Here is a 19,659-nt window from a genome sequence, read left to right as displayed (position 1 = left end):
AGAAGAACATCATTCTGATTTTTATCCTGCTGTCATTACTGGTTTCGCTTATAAAGACTTATTGCGCAGCGAAGACAATGATAAAGCATAAGATTGATGACTTATCCTTACTTAAGGTCCATACATACAATGTCCTATACGAAAAGCTTTTATTTGCCTTTGCATATAGAAACAGATCAACTATATATCAAGTTTTTAAAGAACTTCTCGGTGAGATAGCTCTGTGCTGTAAACGCTCAAAGCCATCTCAGCGAGATCGATTGTTAATTAAAGATCTGCCATTACTTTTGTGGCAGATCGTGAACCAACCAGGCTTTAAAAGAAAAATCTCTTAAGGACCTAGGTATGTAATTTAAATACAAATCTATCACTAATTAATTTTCCCATTTAATATTACTGTAAACTTCGGCTACCTCTCTCATTTATCTCTTATCTTATTTTCTATACTATAAATGATCCATGTAAAGCTACCATCAACTTAGGAAATCAAAATGAAATTTTGCAGATATTGCGGAAAAGAAGAACAAGATGATAATGCTCTATTTTGCGAAAAATGTGGAAAAGGATTTAGTCAAGTAAAGTTGCCGTCGACTAAACCTATAAAAGTTCATAGCAATGAAGAATTGAGAGCTCTTATTCGTAAAACTATCAAACAGAATGGCGATAACTGTGATCTAAACTTTATTGACGTTTCAAGTATTACCGATATGAGAGGGCTTTTTGCAAATCACGAAGATTATGATACTGATAATTTTTCATCTTTTAATGGTGATATCAGTAACTGGGATGTTTCCAATGTTACGAATATGGGTGGAATGTTTAGAGATTCATGTTTCAACGGTGATATCAGTAATTGGGATGTATCTAATGTCAAATGTATGAGTGGAATGTTTGAAAATACGTCAACATTCTCCAATAATTCTAGATTCAACGGTGATATCAGCAAATGGAACGTCTCTAACGTCACGGATATGAGCTGGATGTTTTCTGGTTCGAGATTTAATGGAGATATTAGTAAATGGAATGTTTCTAACGTTGAAAATATGAGAGGAATGTTTGCCACCAAAGTTGATTGTATTTGTTTTAAGCCTATAGACATAAAATCAAAATTCAACGGTGACATCAGCAAGTGGAACGTTTCTAAAGTTATAGATATGAGTTATATGTTCTATAAGTCTGAATATAATGGAGATCTCAGTCAATGGAATGTTTCAAACGTTGAAAATATGAGAGGAATGTTTTTTGAGTCGAAATTTAACGGAGATATCAGCCAATGGGATGTTTCTAGTGTTACTAATATGAGTGAAATGTTCTCTCTGTCTAAATTTAATGGAGATCTCAGCAAATGGGATGTTTCTAAAGTCACAAATATGGAAAGAATGTTTGAAGAATCTCCTTTCAATAGAGATATAAGCAAATGGGATGTTTCTAATGTAACCAATATGGGCTCACTGTTCTCTAACTCTGTCTTTAATGGTGATATTAGCAACTGGAATGTTTCTAATGTTACCTATATGAAAGCACTGTTTTCAAACTCTGTCTTTAATGGTGATATCAGCAACTGGAATGTTTCTAATGTAAGAAATATGGAAATAATGTTTAAAAAATCATTATTCAATGGAGATATTAGTCAATGGGACGTCTCCAATGTTAAAGACATGCAAGGAATGTTCGCTGATTCAATTTTTAATGGAAATATAAGCAAATGGAATGTTTCTAAAGTCACCTCTATGAGGAGTATGTTTAATAATTCAACATTTAATGGAGACATCAGTCAATGGGATGTTTCGAACGTATCAGATATGGGAGGAATGTTTGAGAAATCAAAATTCAACGGTGACGTCAGTCAATGGGATGTTTCTAATGTTAGAACTATGAAAAATATGTTCGCCAGCTCACAATTCAATGGCTCCATCAGTGAATGGGATGTTTCTAATGTTAACGATATGAGTTTCATGTTTGCATTCTCAAAATTTAATGAGGATATCAGTAAATGGAATGTTGCTTCGGTAATAAATATGTACAGGATGTTTGAATCATCTCAATTTACCGGTGATATAAGCAAATGGGATGTATCTAAGTTTAGAAGTAATCCATTTACAAGTAATCCATACAAAATAATACATTGAATCTTTCAAATTAGAATAGCTGTTGATTTAATTATGACTAGAAGAATAATAATTGCATGAAATCTTTCATATCTAAAAAGGTTATCATGACCAGCTTATTTTAAATAATCTGACTCAACTTTTGCAGTTCAATATTTATTAACTGATAAAGGTTATAAAGATGTGGTGCCAGACCGCATTTAAACAACGATTTTTAGTTAAAATCGAAACGCAAAACTTGAGTAAATAAGAAAAAATGCTCTTGTAAAAGAATCTAAACAAATTTCCCTTAATTAAAAATGCGACAAATATAATTGGAATTTTGTGTGACAAATATAATTTCATAACATCTATATTTTGCGACAAACTAAATTACCTATGTACACATAAATGTAAAGATCTAGCGTTTGTTACATATTAAATATGTGTATTAAAGTACACTTTTATTCACATCTCATATTTTGTGTAAAAAATAATGTAGAATATGTGTAATAACTCATGTAATTTATAACGACACAAAATTGAGGATTTTTCATGATTAAAGGCTATGCTCGTGTAAGTTCTCTTTCACAAAACCTTGAACGTCAGATTGTGGCATTAAGGGAGGCCGGTTGTGAAATTATTTACCAAGACAAAGCTTCAGGAAAAGATCTTAATCGTCCAGAGTATCAGAAAATGAAAGAGGAGCTGCAGCCAGGAGATTGTATTGTTTTTGCCTCTTTAGATAGACTTTCCAGAAACTATAAAGACACATCAAATGAGTGGAAGAGTATCACTCAAGATAAATGCTGCGATATTAAAGTATTAGATATGCCTATTCTGGATACAAAATCCAATGAAGCCGGACTTACAGGAAAGGTAATCACTAATATTGTTATTGAGCTTTTGGCATATTGCGCCAACATAGAAAGAGATAAAATCAAAGAAAGACAGACTGCAGGGATAAAACTTGCTAAGACCAGGGGGGTTAAATTTGGTCGAACTGTCAGCCTTTCAAAAGAACAATTTCTATACCATTACGATAGTCTGCAGAAGGGGAATATATCTGTGACAAAACTGTGTGAACAGTTAGGGATCTCTAGGAAGACTTTTTATAACTTAAGGGATAAGTATATTAAGAACTAATGGACTACGGTGCCACATGGAGAATGTGACACCTAATAAGAGATTTATTTTAACTTGTCACAATAAGGGAACAATTCTTCAATCTTTGCAACAATGCGTTTCTGCTCTTCTAGTGGGGGGAGAGGAACTAACGCTTTATATAATCTCGTATCATTTATTGCAGGATAAGCTATCCCTTTTGAATTTTCATTATCGTTTGCATAACTATCAAATTCAGGAGATCGTAAATAGTTGAATAGGAATTTGTTGAATACCCCAAAGATACAAGTCATAACGGCAAAGCCGGTACTTGCAATTGGTTCTTTTTCGAAATCTCTATCAATAATACACATATTGTGAAGATAAGGCCTTACAGTTGCGTATAAAATATCTCCGTACTTTACTATCTTTCTTGCTCTGGAAGGTGCCTTATTAGCTGGTATTATGTTTTCGGTATTTGATAATTTTTGATGAATATTATCTATAGAATTAATTTCTATATAAGAAAACTCAGTTGTTGGTTGCTTTTGTCCTGAGTTATAGACTATATCTTTTAATCTCACCCACTTCCAACTCTCAGGGATATCAAAAGGTTTTTCCTCATCTGTAATTTCAGGTAAAGACTTTTCCTTCTTAATCTTGCCTTCTTCTATTAGTTTCTTCTTTTCTTCCTGGATTTGTGCATATAACTCTTCTGCAGTACCTTCTTCTGGTAGCTGTTCTACAAGTTTTCCTTCAATTGCTTGCTGAAGAATAGACTTTTTCATGTCTTCAGGGAAACGAGCATTAAATTCTTCTAAAGCATTATATGCTTTTTCGTATTTATCAACGAAAGGAAGTAATTCTTCAATCTTAGCAACAATACGTTTCTGCTCTTCTAGTGGAGGGAGAGGAAGTAGTAAACTTTTAAGGATTAAAGGTTTCAATTCCGTTTGGTTAGTTGAACCATCTCCTTGTCCTTCCAGAAAGTTTTGTTGAGATTTCAAAAAATAAAATAGATAATCAATATTTACATTATTGCTTCTGATGACTGTTACATGAGAGTCAGGAACAATAGGAAATGACTGCTTATTATCTTTTATGTGATATTGTCCTACTCTTCCCATTGTGCCACCACCGGTTGAATTGATCACAATATCTCCATCTTGCATAAATTCTTGCTCAGAATACTTTTCTAATGTTGTTTCATCTAGATAAAGAGCTAAATCTGTTCTTATTCCTTCATATTTAGAATTACATTTTTGAGCAAAAACTAACGTATTGCTTTTGGTTGTATATTTAGGAGATCTTCCTCTTCTTATTTCTTTAGAAACAACCTCGTTAAGTCTTACCCACTTCCATGACTCAGGAATATTAAAAGGAATGTCTTCTTCTGTAATTCCTGGTAAAGGCTTTTCTTTCTTAATCTTGCCCTCTGCAATTAACTTTTTCTTTTCTTCCTGGATTTGTGCATATAACTCTTCTGCAGTACCTTCTTCTGGTCGCTGTTCTACAAGTTTTCCTTCAATTGCTTGCTTTAGAATACTGTTTTTTAGTTGTTGTGGTGTCATTAGTCTTTCCTCTCTAGAATTGAGGTAATTTCAGCTAAAACACTATCAATTTTTGCATTTAAGGATGCTCTTTTTTCCTGATACTGATTGATTAAGTCCATTGGTAAAAGAATTTCCTCTTCGATATGTGGAAAACCGCATTGATCAAGGTTGTAGCCTAAATCTTCAGCTAATTCCTTTGTGGTAAATTTCCTTGCTTTAGGATAATCATCAACATTGATTTCCTGGCGATTATTCCACCATTCCTCAACAACATTGAAATGCTCTAGAAGAATAGGCTTGGTTTTACTGAAGTGTTTATATCCTTCTGGCATATCCATTCTATAGAACCAGGTCTCTTCTGTTGCCTTAGTATTATCGAAGAATAGAACATTCGTAGCTATATCAGTATATGGGGCAAAAACACTCTTTGGTAAACGAATAACGGTATGTAAATTAAACTTAGAGATAAGATTTTTTTTGAGATTTACTTTTGTTTTATCTGATGTTCCTGATAGGAAACTATCTGGAAGCACAACTGCAGCACGACCATTCTTTTTAAGTCTTGCCATAATTACAGCCATAAATAGATCTGCAGTTTCACTGCTTGCTATGTCATCTGGGAAATGATTTTGAACATCTTTCTTTTCGCTGCCTCCATAAGGCGGGTTCATAAGAATTACATCGAATTTATCTTTTTCGGTATAATCCAATAAATCTCTCAAAAGAGAGTTTCCATGTTCAATTTGTGGATTATTAACGTCGTGAAGTAACATATTTGTTACTGCCAGCATATAGGGGAACTGTTTTTTTTCAATTCCATATATAGAATTATGAAGCTGCTCTTTATCTTCTGCAGTTTTTACTTTCTTTTCTAATTCTTTGAGCCAGCTTGTAATAAAACCACCGGTACCACAAGCAAAATCCGCCATTTTCTCACCAATCTGAGGTTTTATAGTTCTTGCCATAAAATCGGTTAATGCTCTTGGTGTGTAGTATTCACCGGAAGATCTTGCATTTTGCAATTCTCTTAATAACTTCTCGTATAAATCACCAATTGCATGACTTTCGTTGTAATCAGAAAAATCCAGTGAATTTATAAGATTAATAACCTGACGAAGAAGAACTCCATCTTTCATGTATTGGTTTGCTTCAGCAAACATGGTTTTTACGATTGATAGCTTGATAGGAGTTGAAGTATCAACATCTAAAGACTTTAGAGTTGGAAATAAAGTTTCATCAACAAACTTCAGTAAATTAGGGCCGGTTAAATTTCCGTTAGCCCAATTACACCATCTACATTCTTCAGGAATAATAGATTTAAAAGAGTCACCTTCGGTAAATGCCCATTCGGCTTCTTTGGCATCATATACCTTTAAAAACAACATCCAAACAATTTGTTCAAGTCTCTGAACATCACCGTTAATACCGGGATCATTTCTCATGATGTCACGAATTGATTTAATAAAACTTGATAAATTTTTCATTAGATACCTACTGAACCATCACCATAAATTGCATTTTCTAATTCCATAAAGGCCTGATTATAACCTTGAATACCCCCAAAACTCTGGGCAATCTTGATTGGTTTACCAAACTTCATGAACTGAGGAAGAGTTAAAATCTCTGAGCTTTCTATTTCGTATATTCCATTACTTGCATAATTATCAAGAAGAGTTTCAAGAATTTCTCTGGCTACTCCAGAATACTTGTCCAGGAAACCGGTCTTTATTACTGAATTAGCCCTTTCCTTCCTGGTCTTTGTTTTGCTGTCAAATGCGATATGGCAGATGAAGTCAAAATCATCAACATCAGATAAATTCTGTTCAGCTTTCAGCTCTTCAAGATTTATTCCCTTATCAAAGAAAAACTCTCTTATAGAATTCTTCTTTTTAGAGGCTCTCCATTCTTTAATAAAGCCTTCCAGAGAGGTGAACTTTTCCTTAATATTTCTCTTGGTGTAATCAACAATACTTTCAACCTGGAGAAGTTTTCCATTTGGATCATAGATTGAAACTGTTTTCTGTTCGACTCTTGCCTCACATCCATTTTTATCCACGATTGGCTTATATTTAGGCGGTTGTGGCGGTGTTATTTCTCCACCGTCTCCTCTTTTATTTTCAGGATTATATTCTTCATCCACTTCCACAGGACCATCCCACTTAGGATCAGCGAACATTCTTGATACATTTCTAAAATCCAAAACCACAAAATTAGTCTTTCCTTCAGACTCCAGAAGTCTTGTTCCTCGTCCTATAATCTGCTTAAACTCTGTCATTGAACCAATCATTTCATCAAGAACAATGACTTTTACCATTTTGGTATCAACACCGGTTGATAGTAGTTTTGAAGTTGTTGCTATTACAGGAAATTGAGTAGATACGGCTATAAAGTAATCAAGCTTACCTTTTCCAATTTCATCTGAGCCGGTTATTCTGACAACATAATCAGGATGCTCTTTTACAATATCGCTGTTAAGATTTACTAAAGCTACACGCATTCTCTCTGCAGCATCTTCTGTTGGAGTGAAGACAATCGTTTTAGCAAATCTATCAGTGCTTTTCAGATATTTAGTAATCTCTTCAGCGACAATTTCTGTTCTGGACTCGATGACAATGTTATAGTCATAATCAGAGTTGTTATAGATGCGATCTTCTATAATTTGGCCGTTTTTATCTGTTTGACCGGCAACAGGCCGCCATTCATCACCGATATTTATTTTGTAACGAATAACTTTGAAAGGTGCCAAGAAGCCATCTTCGATACCATCCTTTAAACTGTATGTATATACAGGCTCACCAAAGTAAGAAATGTTAGAAGCATACTTTGTTTCTTTTGGTGTTGCTGTCATACCAATTTGAGTGGCAGAGTTAAAGTATTCAAGAATACACTTCCACTGACTATCATTATTAGCAGATCCTCTATGACACTCGTCTACGATGATTAAATCAAAAAAATCAGGAGAGAATAACTGACTGTAATGGTCTTCTTCTCCACTATCTCCAACTAATTGCTGATATAGTGCGAAATAAACCTGATATGAAGATATTGTTTCTGGTTTTTCTGAGGCAACATGGATCTTGTGAGTAACTTTTTCCAGAGGCGCAAAATCCTGTTGTATTGACTGATCGACTAGAATGTTTCTGTCAGCTAGATATAGAATTCTTTTCTTAACTCCTGCAGATAAAAGTCTATGTACAATCTGGAAGGCAATATAAGTCTTACCTGTTCCTGTAGCCAGAGCTAAAAGAATTCTGTCCTCTCCTCTTGCTATGGCATCAATAGTCGCATTAACAGCATTTCTCTGATAATAACGAGGGGCTTTAATATTTGCTCCGGTGCAGAAAGGCTCCTTTATGAGTTTTTCTTGTAAAGGATTAAGCTGCTTAGACTGTTTAAATCTTTCGTATAGTTCAGTTTGGCTAGGAAACTGATTTAATGGAATGTCTTTTTCTGTTCCATTTAGCAAATCACATTCATGGAAGGCATCTCCATTTGAAGAATAAGCAAAAGGGGCTCCTATTTTTAGAGCGTATTCTTTGGCTTGCTGGGTGCCATGAGAAACTGATTTTTTGTTATTCTTCGCCTCAACTACAGCTAAAGGAATAGTGCCATTTATGAAGAGAACATAATCAGCTTTTTTAGGAGTATCTCTATAAGCCTTGTTAGAACCAGGCTTTAATTTAATCATTCCATCTGAAATGGAATACTCCATGCGGATATCTTTAAAATCCCATTTTGCAGCCTGAATCGCAGGTGTAATAAACTGCAGCTTTATATCTTCCTCAGATAAATCTGCTAATTGTACAGAATCTTCGGCCATACCTAATATTCCTGATTGAATTTGTCTTCCGTTTAATATTTTTCATATACAACACTTATGTTCCAAATTATAAACAGTATCAATAATTCTTTCTTTGAAATTGTTAACTCAATCGAATATTTAAAGGTAATGTCTATGTAATATCAATTTGAAGTTAAATTTTCAGATTTTCTAACAGAGAATTTTTATTCTATATTTTTAGTGGATTTTAAAATTCATTTTTTATAAGGAAATAAAAATGAAGACAAGCTCTATATTAATGACTGCAATTTTGATCGGTATGGGTATCTCGATAATTGCTTATTCTACAGCTTACAAAAAAGAGCACTCTTCATTTGAAAAGGATAAAGCAATTAGTACATTAAATAAGTATCAAAAGATTTGGAATGAAATTGAAAAAAAAGAAATAAGTCTTTTTGGTTTTGTTCTTGGAAAAAATACTCTATCGGATATCAAAGCTAATAGAATTTTTCCCTTCATGCATAGTGTTACCGAAAGCTGTTTAAGGAATGATGAAGGATATACTAGATGTTCATTTAATACAATGGGATTATCCATAAAAAAGGGAGAAAAAGACTATTATGATTTAAAGAACTTTAATATGATCTCGTTTTATTTTAGTCCTACAGACCTTTTAATTAAGGTTTCATTATCTTTTGATGAGAAAGATAACACCAATGAGTTTTATAAATTCTTTTTTAGGGAATATGGTAGTTCAATTCTTCCTTCAACCTTTCTAAATGATAAGTATTTCTCCAATTTAAATTTGGCTTCATACATTATTAACTGGGCTGGATTTAGAACTCTTAACGACATGACGGTTATTATCGATAAGGAAGAATATAAAGAAAAACAACTTAATATTTACTTGGATGATGAAGGAAATCTGTTTCATTACGAGAATAAATATGGAGAAGTTAATATAAGAACCATAGGCTGGAAGGAGTTACCTTCATATAAACAATACGAAGAGCTAAAAGAAAAAGAAAAACAAGATAAAAAGGAAAAGATGCGGGATGTCTTTAATTAACACATAACAGTAAATATAGAATTGAAAAAGGAGAGCCTGTAACAAGGGCGAATGGAGTTCCTTATTTCATTCTTTATGATCCAAAATCCCAGAGGAGGGAATATGTATCCGGAGATGAAGGTTTAGAAATACTTAATCTTCTATAAAAATATCTGGTGATCTTTTTCCCCGCACGTGGAAAATTTAAAATTGAAACAAGTAAATAGATGCTGTGGGTATTTAATTAACATATAAGGTAAGATAGAGAATTGAAACAATTCCTGTCAAATTAGGCGAATTGGCAGCATCCAAATTACCGCAGACAACACTAATGCAAAGAATAGAATCATCCGTGCCAGAATTTGTCTCCAGATAGGGATTCAATTACCAGGAGATATTTCCCAAATCGAAACGTCATCAGATATTCTTTTCATATAAAACAAGCACCAATCTTTAGTTATTTCTAGTATAGATAAAGTTTTTTTCTAAATTACCACAATCTTCCCCCACGTTAGCCCCCCAAAAAATTTTTGCTTTTGTTATTTGGAGCGCTACAGATAAAAATCTATTCAAATAAAAAGAGGTCTATTAATCTTGTAAATATATGTTATAACATATATACTTCAATATATAAGAAGAAAGGTATTTTAACGATTATGGACCAGCAATCAGAATTTTCGGTCATTTTCTATGAAAAAGAAGATGGCTCTATGCCGGCAAGGGACTTTATATTAGGTCTTGATGAAAAATTAAAAGCAAAAACTTTACGCAACATTAATCTGTTGGCAAAAGTTGGACCAGCCCTTAGAAAGCCGGAGTCATCGCCTTTAGATGATGGAATCTTTGAAATTCGTACTAAAGTTGGAACGAATCTAACAAGAGTCCTTTATTTCTTTTACGTCGGTAAAAAGGCTGTATTAACCAATGGTTTTATTAAGAAAACTCAGAAAACTCCACGAAAAGAAATAGAGATTGCAAAAAAATACAGAGAAGATTTTTTAAGAAGGAGCAATGAAAATGAGTAATAAATTTGAAGATTTTCTTGCAGAGCAGCTAAAAGATCCAAAAGTAAAGAAGGAATATGACGCATTAGAGCCCAAATATGCTCTGATTGAAAGTATTATTCTTGCCCGTAAAGAGAAGAATCTTACTCAAAAGCAGCTTTCCGAGTTGACAGGTATTACCCAGGCCGATTTGTCTAAAATTGAAAACGGTAATGCAAATCCTTCTTTGAATACACTTTTAAAACTTGCAAAGGGACTTGGAAAGAAACTTCAGGTTTCCCTAGTTTAATTTTTCAAACACTAGTTGTCTTTCTATGATCTGCAGGGAAAAAAAATCTGCAGATCCATCTCTTAAAAAAAGCTAAATACTATTCTCAACAACTCTAAAGAATGGCTAGAATGCAGTAAAAACAGCTTCCTAGAATAGAGGACAAATCTATTCATGTATCAATTATCCTTGTAACGAATAAATACGTGTTCAGCCTTATCATCACCAAAGATTTTTGCTACCGTTTCTTTGCATTTCTGTCGGTTTAATTCGCTTTTTTCTGGTGTCAATTTATCTATGTCAAAATACTTCATTAGACAGTAATATCCAGTATTCTCTTCTCCAACCTCTACGATCTGTTTTTTAGGAGCAAAATCAGAGTTATTCTGAAGTACTAAAAGCGAGGAAAATAGTGTAACCAATAAAACAATAAATAATCCTATCACTAGAACTTTATAATCTTTCTGCATCGAGCTTACCTCTTCCCAAACTGAAATATGTTAATAGCCACAAAAGGCACCAAGCTAAAATAGATTTAAATTCAGAGAATTAGTATCTAGAAATTTCATTTTTAATTGTGCTTTTCTCTTATAAAATCTTTTTATGGGGATGTGGATTGGTATTTATCTTGGAATTAACCATGACACTTTAAAAGAAAACTACCCTGCATCTTGATTATTCATGTCAAGACGCTAGATATTATTTTTAATTTAAACATAAAGTTGGATTATTCAGGTACTACTCAAAAAACATTAAATAAACTGAATTTCATCCAATGAATCTTCGTTTCTGGTCTTTTTATTCTGAAGTAAAGATCTTATGACCTCATCATTACAAGGAGTTTCATTTATGATATTTGGATTTTTATCAGAATCCATTCCCAGAAAAATATTAAAAAATATATAACTTATGTCAGATTGACAGATTCTATAGTCTCTAGGCGCATTTTTAAAACGATTATGATCGTTTAACAGCTCCTTTGCTTTTTTTTCAATCATAAAGATTAAGTGATTTTTTATATGTGGGAGATTTTCGTTTATGTTTGGCAAATATGATGTGGTTGAACTAACAGCACCGTGAATCAAAGCCTGAATCTTGCCAATAGACACCCCTGACTTAAATAAGGAGCGAATACAACGTTCAATTTTCAGTGTAGGGATATATTCCTCAAATTTAGGATTGATTAGCTTAAGTCTATAATTAATATAATAAACAATTTCCTGATATCCAATTTCGTGCCATAGTTCTTTTACATTATTTACAAAACTATCTGTTTCAGGATAAGAAAAACACATTGTACGGATTTTCTTCAAATTTTCATCATAATTTTCAGAGTCATACAATTCCTTTATCATTATTTTAAAATTGACCTTATTAAGATCAATTTTTAATGAACCATCGTTAAAAATAAATGCATCTATTTTTGAATGAGGATCAACAGATATTAGTCTGTTTTTGAAGGCCTGCTCTAACCATAGTTCAAACTTTTCAGTCTGAGGAAAAAAGTTCTCTTTTATGCCAGGCTGCAACTCAAAACTAATTAAAACTCCTGTATTGTCAATTAGTGTAGCTTTTGAACATATACTGCTAATAGCTATTTGATCTTCCAAGGATAAGTCATAAAAAGAAAAGAACTCAGTCTGATTTGATTGGTCTTTGAGGTAGTCTATTAAATGAGCTCTATAATACGCTTGTTTAAGAAGCTCTTCTTGTTTTCTTTTTTCTTCCTCTGCCTGTTCTTGTTCAAGGAGTTCTCTATGTCTTTCAAGTTCCTTTGCTCTTACGTCTCTACAAAAGTCACACTGACAATAAGGAACATCAGAGTGTGTACATTCAAAACATTTATAAACAACTCTTCTATCTGTCTTCCTAGGAAAAACTTCTCTATAAAGTCTAGCTCCACAATTTGGACATCCAAGCTTTGTTTTTATGTACCTAGTAAAAGCATTATAAAAACCGAATTTTTTACATGAAGGATCTAATTTATATTTAGCAATTAAATCGTTTATTGAAATTTTAGTAGTTTCGTAATCCTTCACTAAGTTTTCATATTCAACTTCAGATAAATCATCAATATTTCTATTGTTATCCATAAGTTTTCCTTATTCTAAGAAACACAACTATAAGTATATCAGATACAATTCTATTTTGAGAAAAAGTGTTCTCTCCCCTATTTCGCTACGCGCCAAGGGGACTCTCAACCCCTTGGAACCCTGACCAGGAGGACTTTCAACCTCCTGGACCTCTGCTCACTCTCAGGGAAAACTTCTTTCCCTGCCGTGAAGGCTCACCCTTAGCCCCACTTGCCCATCTCAAACCAGTCTTAATGACTGCTTTTCGCTGTTCAAAGTCGCCTGTGGGGCTCCCGCTATGTCACGGTGCCAAAACCTTAATGGTTTTGTCCCCTGTACATAGCGGGAGCCTCTGTATTTCATAGCTTACATCTAGTTTTCTTACCGTTCTTTCACTACTATTTTCAGCTTATACGCAACGACAATCACGCAACAAATTTTTCTGTATCATTAGTAACTGTAGATAGTTTTTTCTGATTTTTTTCTACATAAAAAATCAGCGGAACGGCCAACGATATTTAGGCTTGTTTTGTGAGTAACAGTAACTTTGTTACAAAACATCACCCTTGCTGCAGGAAGGCAGATTGGGAAGAGTTGTCAACGTACTCGTTAAAAAAAGCCGTTGTTTTTTTTGTGAGTCCGGATGCCTTGCATAAGAAAATCCGTTTTTATAGTCGTGTAAGTCAGACTAAAACTGGCTAGGGCCTTTGTGCTCGACTCATATTTATGAGTTTTTCTAACGGATTTTTAAATTTATAGAGAGAATGATTCCAACTATGTTTAAATTTGCAGATAAAAAAGATATTACATATTTAGATAGCAATCTAAATGAAATCTTATCCAAAATGGAACGCCTTGAAGAGATTCACAAGATTGACTCCATCAACCAAGCAAAACTAGAAGCTATAGATAACCAATTAATTTTCAAAGAAAATTACGAAAAACTTTCCCATAAATACTGCGAATTATTAAGAGATCATAACCAACTAAAACTAGACTTTACCGATTTATATGGAAATTATGAAAAAACTTCTAATGAAGTTAATAGATTAAGAAAATCACTTATTCACAAAGAAAAACTAATAAGAGAATTGAAAAAAAGAGAGAGATAAGGCAAATATAGATTCTTTTAATTTCTTGAAAAAAAAAGAAAACAACTTAAATAATCAATAATTGCCCCACAATCAGCCCAAATAATTTTTTTTATTTCATATTATGGATATCCCCATTATTTTTTTGAGGATAAATTATGAAAACTAAATCCATTACTGTTCAGGACGCTATCAACCACGCTATTCTGATCCAGATAAAAAGCTACAAAAGCAGACATAAACACTCAATACTTGAAAAGTATGACGAGTTCATTTTTGATTGTTTAAAAAGTAACTGCCCAAACCATGTGATCCTGACAGGTTTAATTATGCAGAATAAAAAATTCTCTACTATGGCTCGTTCTACCCTTTCCAGATACATAAGGAAACACTATGCCAACGTTCGCCAAGGTTAGTTCTCAGGCTCATAAAATCTGCTGTCAGTTAAGTAATAATTTTTCAACCTATAAAAGCCTATCTTCTGATGAACAAAAGGACTTTAACAGTCCTTATATAAAGTCGGTAGGAACCTTTAGAAACTATGAACAGGCACTTTGTAACGTTGGCAATTATTTAAAAGAAATTGATCCTAAAAACAGGTGTGATTTAAAAAATCTCACCATTGAGGCTGCTAAAGATTATCTGGAACATAGAAAGACGGAAGTTCAGCAGAAAACGCTTGATATGGAGCGTCAGGCTATGCAGAAAGTACTGCAGCTTAACGGTAATCTGAAATTAAATGAAACGCTTGACGTAACCAAAAGCACAATTAAAACCGAATTAGCTCCACGAGCTTACACTCCAGAACAGGTTTTAGCTATATCTCAACATCAAAACGAAAGAAATGCTCTCAGTACCCAGATTGCTTATAACGCTGGGCTGAGAGCCCATGAGCTTCTGACCATAGAAAAAGTTTCTGAAAAGGACGTTACATACCGACCAAATAAGGAAAATGAACAGAAATACGGTGGTTACAAGTTTGAAGGCAGAGAAAATACTGTTGCATACATTGTTACCGGAAAAGGAGGACACGTCAGAGAAATAAGATTATCAAATGAGCTGGCTCAGAAACTTGAAGCCACAAGATTAGATGAACCAAGAAATGTCGTTGATCGTGGAGTTAATTACACCCAGAAATACGATATTGCTGGAGGTCAGGCTTGGTCTATGAGTTTCACCAGAGCAAGTAAGGAAGCATTAGGTTTTTCCAACGGAGCTCATGGACTTAGACATTCATACGCACAGGAAAGAATGGACGAACTTCATAAGAACCACAGCATAAATGAATCTCTAGCCATAGATTCTCTGGAAATGGGACACTACCGAGCAGATATTACGGAGGTTTATTTAAGATGATCTCTTATGACATCCGTGATTATATTTCCCTATTAACTCTTCTGAATGCCTTCAACAGCAGAGATTTTCGCTTATCTGATGAATATCTGAATAAGAACACTCCCCTATTTCCAGATAATGAATATTTCTTTATCAATTCTCTTTTGAGCAAGGGGTTGATCGTTTATAAAAACGCAATTGGTTTTGATATATTCAAACCTTTGGAAGATAAAACGTTTAGAGATACTCAATTTACAATTCTAAGCCACATGGAAGAAGAAAAATTCAGTCAGAAGGAAATTATAGGTCTTAAGAACGAAATACACGCTATGGAGTGTTGTAATTTCATGAATCACTGCATATGCCAACTGAGAAATACAGATAATTTCTCTTTATCACAAAAGAGCCGACAATTTATACAAGAATCCTTGAATGTACTAACTGTTAATCAGGTTGTCCATGTAATACACGCTGTATTTAAATCTTCTCAACATTTAATTAAAACAGGAGCGTTTACACAAAAAATTGCAGCTAGTCAGTACATTCATCTATTCCAAACAAGACTAAGACAAGTATTAGAGGGAAAGCAAAGAGCTATTGAGGAAAAAGAAACTCCTAACAATTATGTTCAGAGTCAATATAGTCAGATCTTCTTTTGTTATTTTTATATGTAACTAATATAAAGAGGCTGTTTCATTTGAATACTATAAGTATTAAATAGCCCATCATGTTTGGATTATATTTACGTGCTATAAAAAAATTCTATTTTTTTTAGTTTTCATTTAATTCAGATAAGAGTTTTCCACAAAATTTTCTCTATAATAACAATTAATATATAAATAAGTATATTACAGTATATTAATATATGTGCTAAACGCAAAAATCATTGCCTAGAAAAATATTCACCCTTAACTTCATCACTGGTCACCCCAAAAAGTAACACTTTAGGTGTTACTTTTTTTTCATAGAAACAAAGTGTATACAAAATATATACAAAGTATATATAAATATAAATATTTAAAATCAAATAATTAGTGTAAAAACGAGTGTTTTTTGCTTTAAATTTGGGCTTGTTAATTTGTTATTATAAATTCTTTAATTAAAAATTATTATATTAACAATTTGATTTATAAGATAATTTTTATATAAAAAGAGGAATTAATGTGACAAAAAAAGCATCCATCTGGATGCCTGTTTCGCCTAATGATTGGTGCGAAGGAAGGGACTCGAACCCTCACGCCTTGCGGTACAAACACCTGAAGCTTGCGCGTCTACCAATTTCGCCACCTTCGCATTGATGTGATCCCGATGAGAGTCGAACTCATGACCACCGGCTTCGGAAACCGATACTCTATCCACCTGAGCTACGGGATCATCATTGTTCTCTCGTTAGAACACAGTGCCTATTATAACAATAATCTTTAATCTTGCAATAAAGACAAGTAAAATAAGTTAATGAAATTTCAGAAAGAAAGCATTTTGTTTAATATATTGCGCGTTCAGAGAGAACAGGAGCCATTTTATGTCATTTGAAAAGAAACAAGCATTCCGTGGAATAAGAGCCCTTTATGGTGATGACGGCTTTGAAAAACTCCAGAATACACATGTCACTGTTATTGGAATAGGCGGCATTGGATCATGGTGTACAGAAGCACTTTGTCGAACCGGAGTAGGTTCACTGACTCTCATTGACAGCGATGTAATTGAAATTACAAACCTCAACCGACAGCTGCACACAACAGTAAAGACTGAAGGAAGAACAAAAACTGAAGTAATGAGGGGGCATCTTTTAGAGCTTAATCCAGAACTTAAGATTGAAATCATCACTAAAAAGCTGACTCCTGAAAACATTGACGAGATTCTTCAGGGAAAATGTGATTACGTCTGTGAATGTATTGACGATCTTGATGCCAAGGCCTATATTGCCAACTACCTGTTCCGAAAGAAATCTACCTTTATCGTAGCCGGAGGTGCCGGTGGCAGAATCGATCCTACCCGTCTTAAGATCGGCGATGTAGCACAGGCTCAGGGAGATGCCCTGATTTCTAAACTCCGCTCCCGTTTAAGAAAGGAATACGGTTTTCCTTCAAATGGTAAAAACTTCAGGATAAGCTGCACATTTTCTAATGAAAAGCCTATATACTCATGTAAAGAAAGTTACATAAGCGGTGATCTTCCTGCATTCGGTGCATCAATGAGCGTAACAGCATCTGCAGGATTACTGATTTCATCCTGGATGATAAACAGAATTACTCAGAAATAAGAGACGAATAATGTTAGAACAAGAGTTTGAAAGCAAGAAAAAGTTTCTTCTAGCTAAGCTTCCAGATTATCTGAAGGCAAAGGGAATCAACACAGAATCAAGCTTTAGCTGTCTTAATCCGAAAGACACCTCTCATCTTCCATCCATGAAGTATGATGCAGCAACAAATACAGTTAAGTGCTATAACTGCAATACCTGCTACAACATCTTTGATCTGATCGGTATGGACAACAATCTTTCAAGCTTTTCTCAGCAGTTTGCCAAGGCATACGAGCTGTATGTCGGCAAGCTTCCAATAGGATTCGTTTCAATTCTATCTAAGCTGAATTCAGAAAGAGAAGCATCTTTCAGTACAGAGAACACCAGTCCAAAGCCATATATAAAGGAGCCTGTATTTGAAATTGCCGACGAGCATCAGAAACAGAACACCTTTATTCCTTTTGGACATAATGATGCCATCAAGAGTGATGATGTCTTCGGTGCAAAGAAGATAGATGAGAGCAGATTCGGACATATTGAGCCGGAGCCTTTTGGCGGAAACCTTATGAATAATGAGCGTTTCAATCCATCAAATATCGGATCAGATGGAGTTTCCCAGCAGAGGAGTGCAAATGCAATCTCACCTTTTGACGAAGCCAGACTGCACCCTTTTAACGCCAGAAACACAGTTGCATCAAACACACCAGTTCAACCTACCTTCGGAGGATTCGGACAGGCCCAGAACATTGCTTCTTCACTGCATAATCTGAATACCCCTGACGAGAAGAATACTGATACTCCAAAGCTAAGCGACATGGAGCATTCACCTTTCCAGACCTTCAGCCGCGAGGATACCTACGACTATACTGCATATATAAAGAAGTGCTGTGAGAATGTCGGAGCAACTGATTATTTCAGAGAAAGGGGACTTAGCGACAGCATCATCGAGAAATTCCGTCTTGGATATGATGACTGCTATTATGCCGATGGCGATAACAATCCTGATTCTGTAATCTGGAAGGCTGCGATTATTCCTTACGGAACCCATGGCTATGTTGCAAGAAATACCATAGAGGATGATTCTGGAGAACGCTTCCGTAAGAAAGGATTCTTCAACATCTATAATCACGAGGCTTTAGAACAGCCGGGCACAATCTTCATTACCGAAGGTGAAATGGATGCTCTGTCTCTGGAGACTCTGGGCATGCACGCAATTGCCCTGGGCGGAGCAGGAAACATTCAGCTGCTGATGGAAAGTATCCGTGGAGTGAATGTAAAGCATCACTACTACATCTGTCTTGATAATGATGCCGCAGGCGAAGAGGCTGCAAACAAACTTGGAGCCATGATGTTCCAGTCTGGAATCAGCTTCAACAGAATCAACCTTGCTCACCCATACAAGGATTTAAATGAAGCTCTGTGCTCAGACAGAGATACTCTGTCACAGAGACTGTCATCGCTTGAGAAGATGCTGACCTTAAAGCTTGACGGACTAAAGAGTAATGTTCCTGGCTACAGATACATCAATTCAAGTGAAGATCTGTCATCACTAAGATTCTCTCCTTCTCTGTATTCACTGAGCGGCCATCCTATGGTGCTAAGACGTATCAGTGCGGCACTTATAAGAAACAGCTCCAAAAAATGCATTTACGCATCCTTAAGCTGTCAGAGAAATGCTTTAGAATCAATTATTAACGCCAATAACCAGAATTTAGGAACCTCTTATTCTGAGAACATCAGATTTATAGAATATACTAAGGAGAATTTAATCTCCAAGCTGATTACTGGTGTTGGCTCGATGATCATTCAGGGCCATACCGATCTTGTAACCTTTGTAGACTTAACCTCTCTGACAGAGCAGGAAGCTGCAGGTATCATCAGAAAAATCGAAGATGAGAACCAGGTTCTGAAGGTTGCTATGGTTTTACTGTGTAATCAGTCAGCTCGTGAAGCTGCCGAGGGTATCTGCATTCAGAATCTGAATGTGGATATTTCTGAAGGTGGAGAATTTACCGTAAAAACCATAAATGAGCAGGGGCGTCCTGCCTTCTTTGTAAAAACGAGTAGCTTCTAG

At 34.7% G+C, this 19,659-nt stretch carries 16 protein-coding genes and 2 tRNA genes; 11 read left to right on the top strand and 7 right to left on the bottom strand.

What is annotated here, in order from left to right:
* Window positions 1-491: 491 nt before the first annotated feature.
* Together B5D46_RS01335 and B5D46_RS01330 are read left to right on the top strand one after the other, a co-directional pair.
* Window positions 492-2,129, top strand: coding sequence for a BspA family leucine-rich repeat surface protein (locus B5D46_RS01335; protein ID WP_078927887.1), 1,638 nt, complete (start codon window positions 492-494; stop codon window positions 2,127-2,129).
* A gap of 513 nt (window positions 2,130-2,642) precedes the next feature.
* Entirely contained in the window at window positions 2,643-3,233 is a 591-nt protein-coding gene (locus B5D46_RS01330; protein ID WP_078927886.1) for a recombinase family protein, read from the top strand.
* Window positions 3,234-3,277: 44 nt separating this feature from the next.
* Here the strand turns inward: B5D46_RS01330 and B5D46_RS01325 are convergent, their stop codons facing one another.
* The 3 genes from B5D46_RS01325 to hsdR are packed head-to-tail and all read right to left on the bottom strand — an operon-like array spanning window position 3,278 to window position 8,564.
* Window positions 3,278-4,762, bottom strand: a complete 1,485-nt coding sequence (locus tag B5D46_RS01325) for a restriction endonuclease subunit S (RefSeq protein WP_078927885.1) — start codon at window positions 4,760-4,762, stop codon at window positions 3,278-3,280.
* Window positions 4,762-6,228 carry a class I SAM-dependent DNA methyltransferase gene (locus B5D46_RS01320; protein ID WP_078927884.1) on the bottom strand — a complete coding sequence of 489 codons (1,467 nt, stop codon included), beginning with the start codon at window positions 6,226-6,228 and terminating at the stop codon, window positions 4,762-4,764. Before B5D46_RS01320 ends, B5D46_RS01325 begins: the two co-directional genes overlap by 1 nt.
* On the bottom strand, window positions 6,228-8,564 hold the full coding sequence (gene hsdR, locus B5D46_RS01315; RefSeq protein ID WP_078927883.1) for an EcoAI/FtnUII family type I restriction enzme subunit R: 2,337 nt from the start codon (window positions 8,562-8,564) through the stop codon (window positions 6,228-6,230). Before hsdR ends, B5D46_RS01320 begins: the two co-directional genes overlap by 1 nt.
* Window positions 8,565-8,802: 238 nt before the next feature.
* Between hsdR and B5D46_RS01310 the strand changes: the two genes are divergently transcribed.
* The 3 genes from B5D46_RS01310 (at window position 8,803) to B5D46_RS01300 (ending at window position 10,866) form a co-directional block, all read left to right on the top strand.
* On the top strand, window positions 8,803-9,594 hold the full coding sequence (locus B5D46_RS01310; protein WP_078927882.1) for a hypothetical protein: 792 nt from the start codon (window positions 8,803-8,805) through the stop codon (window positions 9,592-9,594).
* 635 nt (window positions 9,595-10,229) lie between these two features.
* Entirely contained in the window at window positions 10,230-10,598 is a 369-nt protein-coding gene (locus B5D46_RS01305) for a type II toxin-antitoxin system RelE/ParE family toxin (protein WP_078927881.1), read from the top strand.
* On the top strand, window positions 10,591-10,866 hold the full coding sequence (locus B5D46_RS01300; protein WP_078927880.1) for a helix-turn-helix domain-containing protein: 276 nt from the start codon (window positions 10,591-10,593) through the stop codon (window positions 10,864-10,866). The genes B5D46_RS01305 and B5D46_RS01300 overlap by 8 nt, the downstream gene beginning before the upstream one ends.
* A 158-nt stretch (window positions 10,867-11,024) precedes the next feature.
* On the opposite strand, the gene B5D46_RS01295 is transcribed toward B5D46_RS01300, so the two are convergent.
* A complete protein-coding gene (locus B5D46_RS01295; RefSeq protein ID WP_078927879.1) occupies window positions 11,025-11,315 on the bottom strand; it encodes a hypothetical protein in 291 nt (96 codons plus the stop codon).
* Window positions 11,316-11,597: 282 nt separating this feature from the next.
* Window positions 11,598-12,938 carry a hypothetical protein gene (locus B5D46_RS01290; RefSeq protein WP_078927878.1) on the bottom strand — a complete coding sequence of 447 codons (1,341 nt, stop codon included), beginning with the start codon at window positions 12,936-12,938 and terminating at the stop codon, window positions 11,598-11,600.
* 755 nt (window positions 12,939-13,693) lie between these two features.
* Between B5D46_RS01290 and B5D46_RS01285 the strand changes: the two genes are divergently transcribed.
* The 4 genes from B5D46_RS01285 (at window position 13,694) to B5D46_RS01270 (ending at window position 16,017) form a co-directional block, all read left to right on the top strand.
* Window positions 13,694-14,029, top strand: coding sequence for a hypothetical protein (locus B5D46_RS01285; RefSeq protein WP_143675576.1), 336 nt, complete (start codon window positions 13,694-13,696; stop codon window positions 14,027-14,029).
* Window positions 14,030-14,166: 137 nt separating this feature from the next.
* Window positions 14,167-14,424, top strand: coding sequence for a hypothetical protein (locus B5D46_RS01280; RefSeq protein WP_078927876.1), 258 nt, complete (start codon window positions 14,167-14,169; stop codon window positions 14,422-14,424).
* Window positions 14,402-15,364 carry a site-specific integrase gene (locus B5D46_RS01275; protein ID WP_078927875.1) on the top strand — a complete coding sequence of 321 codons (963 nt, stop codon included), beginning with the start codon at window positions 14,402-14,404 and terminating at the stop codon, window positions 15,362-15,364. Before B5D46_RS01280 ends, B5D46_RS01275 begins: the two co-directional genes overlap by 23 nt.
* The gene (locus tag B5D46_RS01270) at window positions 15,361-16,017 is read left to right on the top strand and encodes a hypothetical protein (protein ID WP_078927874.1); all 657 of its coding nucleotides are present in this window, start codon (window positions 15,361-15,363) and stop codon (window positions 16,015-16,017) included. Before B5D46_RS01275 ends, B5D46_RS01270 begins: the two co-directional genes overlap by 4 nt.
* 534 nt (window positions 16,018-16,551) lie before the next feature.
* On the opposite strand, the gene B5D46_RS01265 is transcribed toward B5D46_RS01270, so the two are convergent.
* Both B5D46_RS01265 and B5D46_RS01260 read right to left on the bottom strand, forming a co-directional pair.
* A tRNA-Leu gene (locus B5D46_RS01265) sits at window positions 16,552-16,636 on the bottom strand.
* Between the two features lie 7 nt (window positions 16,637-16,643).
* A tRNA-Arg gene (locus B5D46_RS01260) sits at window positions 16,644-16,717 on the bottom strand.
* Window positions 16,718-16,865: 148 nt separating this feature from the next.
* On the opposite strand from B5D46_RS01260, the gene B5D46_RS01255 reads away from it, so the two are divergent.
* Both B5D46_RS01255 and B5D46_RS01250 read left to right on the top strand, forming a co-directional pair.
* A complete protein-coding gene (locus tag B5D46_RS01255) occupies window positions 16,866-17,606 on the top strand; it encodes a tRNA threonylcarbamoyladenosine dehydratase (RefSeq protein WP_078927873.1) in 741 nt (246 codons plus the stop codon).
* Between the two features lie 10 nt (window positions 17,607-17,616).
* Window positions 17,617-19,659, top strand: coding sequence for a toprim domain-containing protein (locus tag B5D46_RS01250; RefSeq protein ID WP_078927872.1), 2,043 nt, complete (start codon window positions 17,617-17,619; stop codon window positions 19,657-19,659).

It is taken from the genome of Succinivibrio dextrinosolvens DSM 3072 (assembly GCF_900167015.1).
Lineage (GTDB): Bacteria > Pseudomonadota > Gammaproteobacteria > Enterobacterales > Succinivibrionaceae > Succinivibrio > Succinivibrio dextrinosolvens.
Note: the sequence above shows the minus strand (reverse complement) of the source record. Positions and strands in the feature narration are given on the sequence as shown.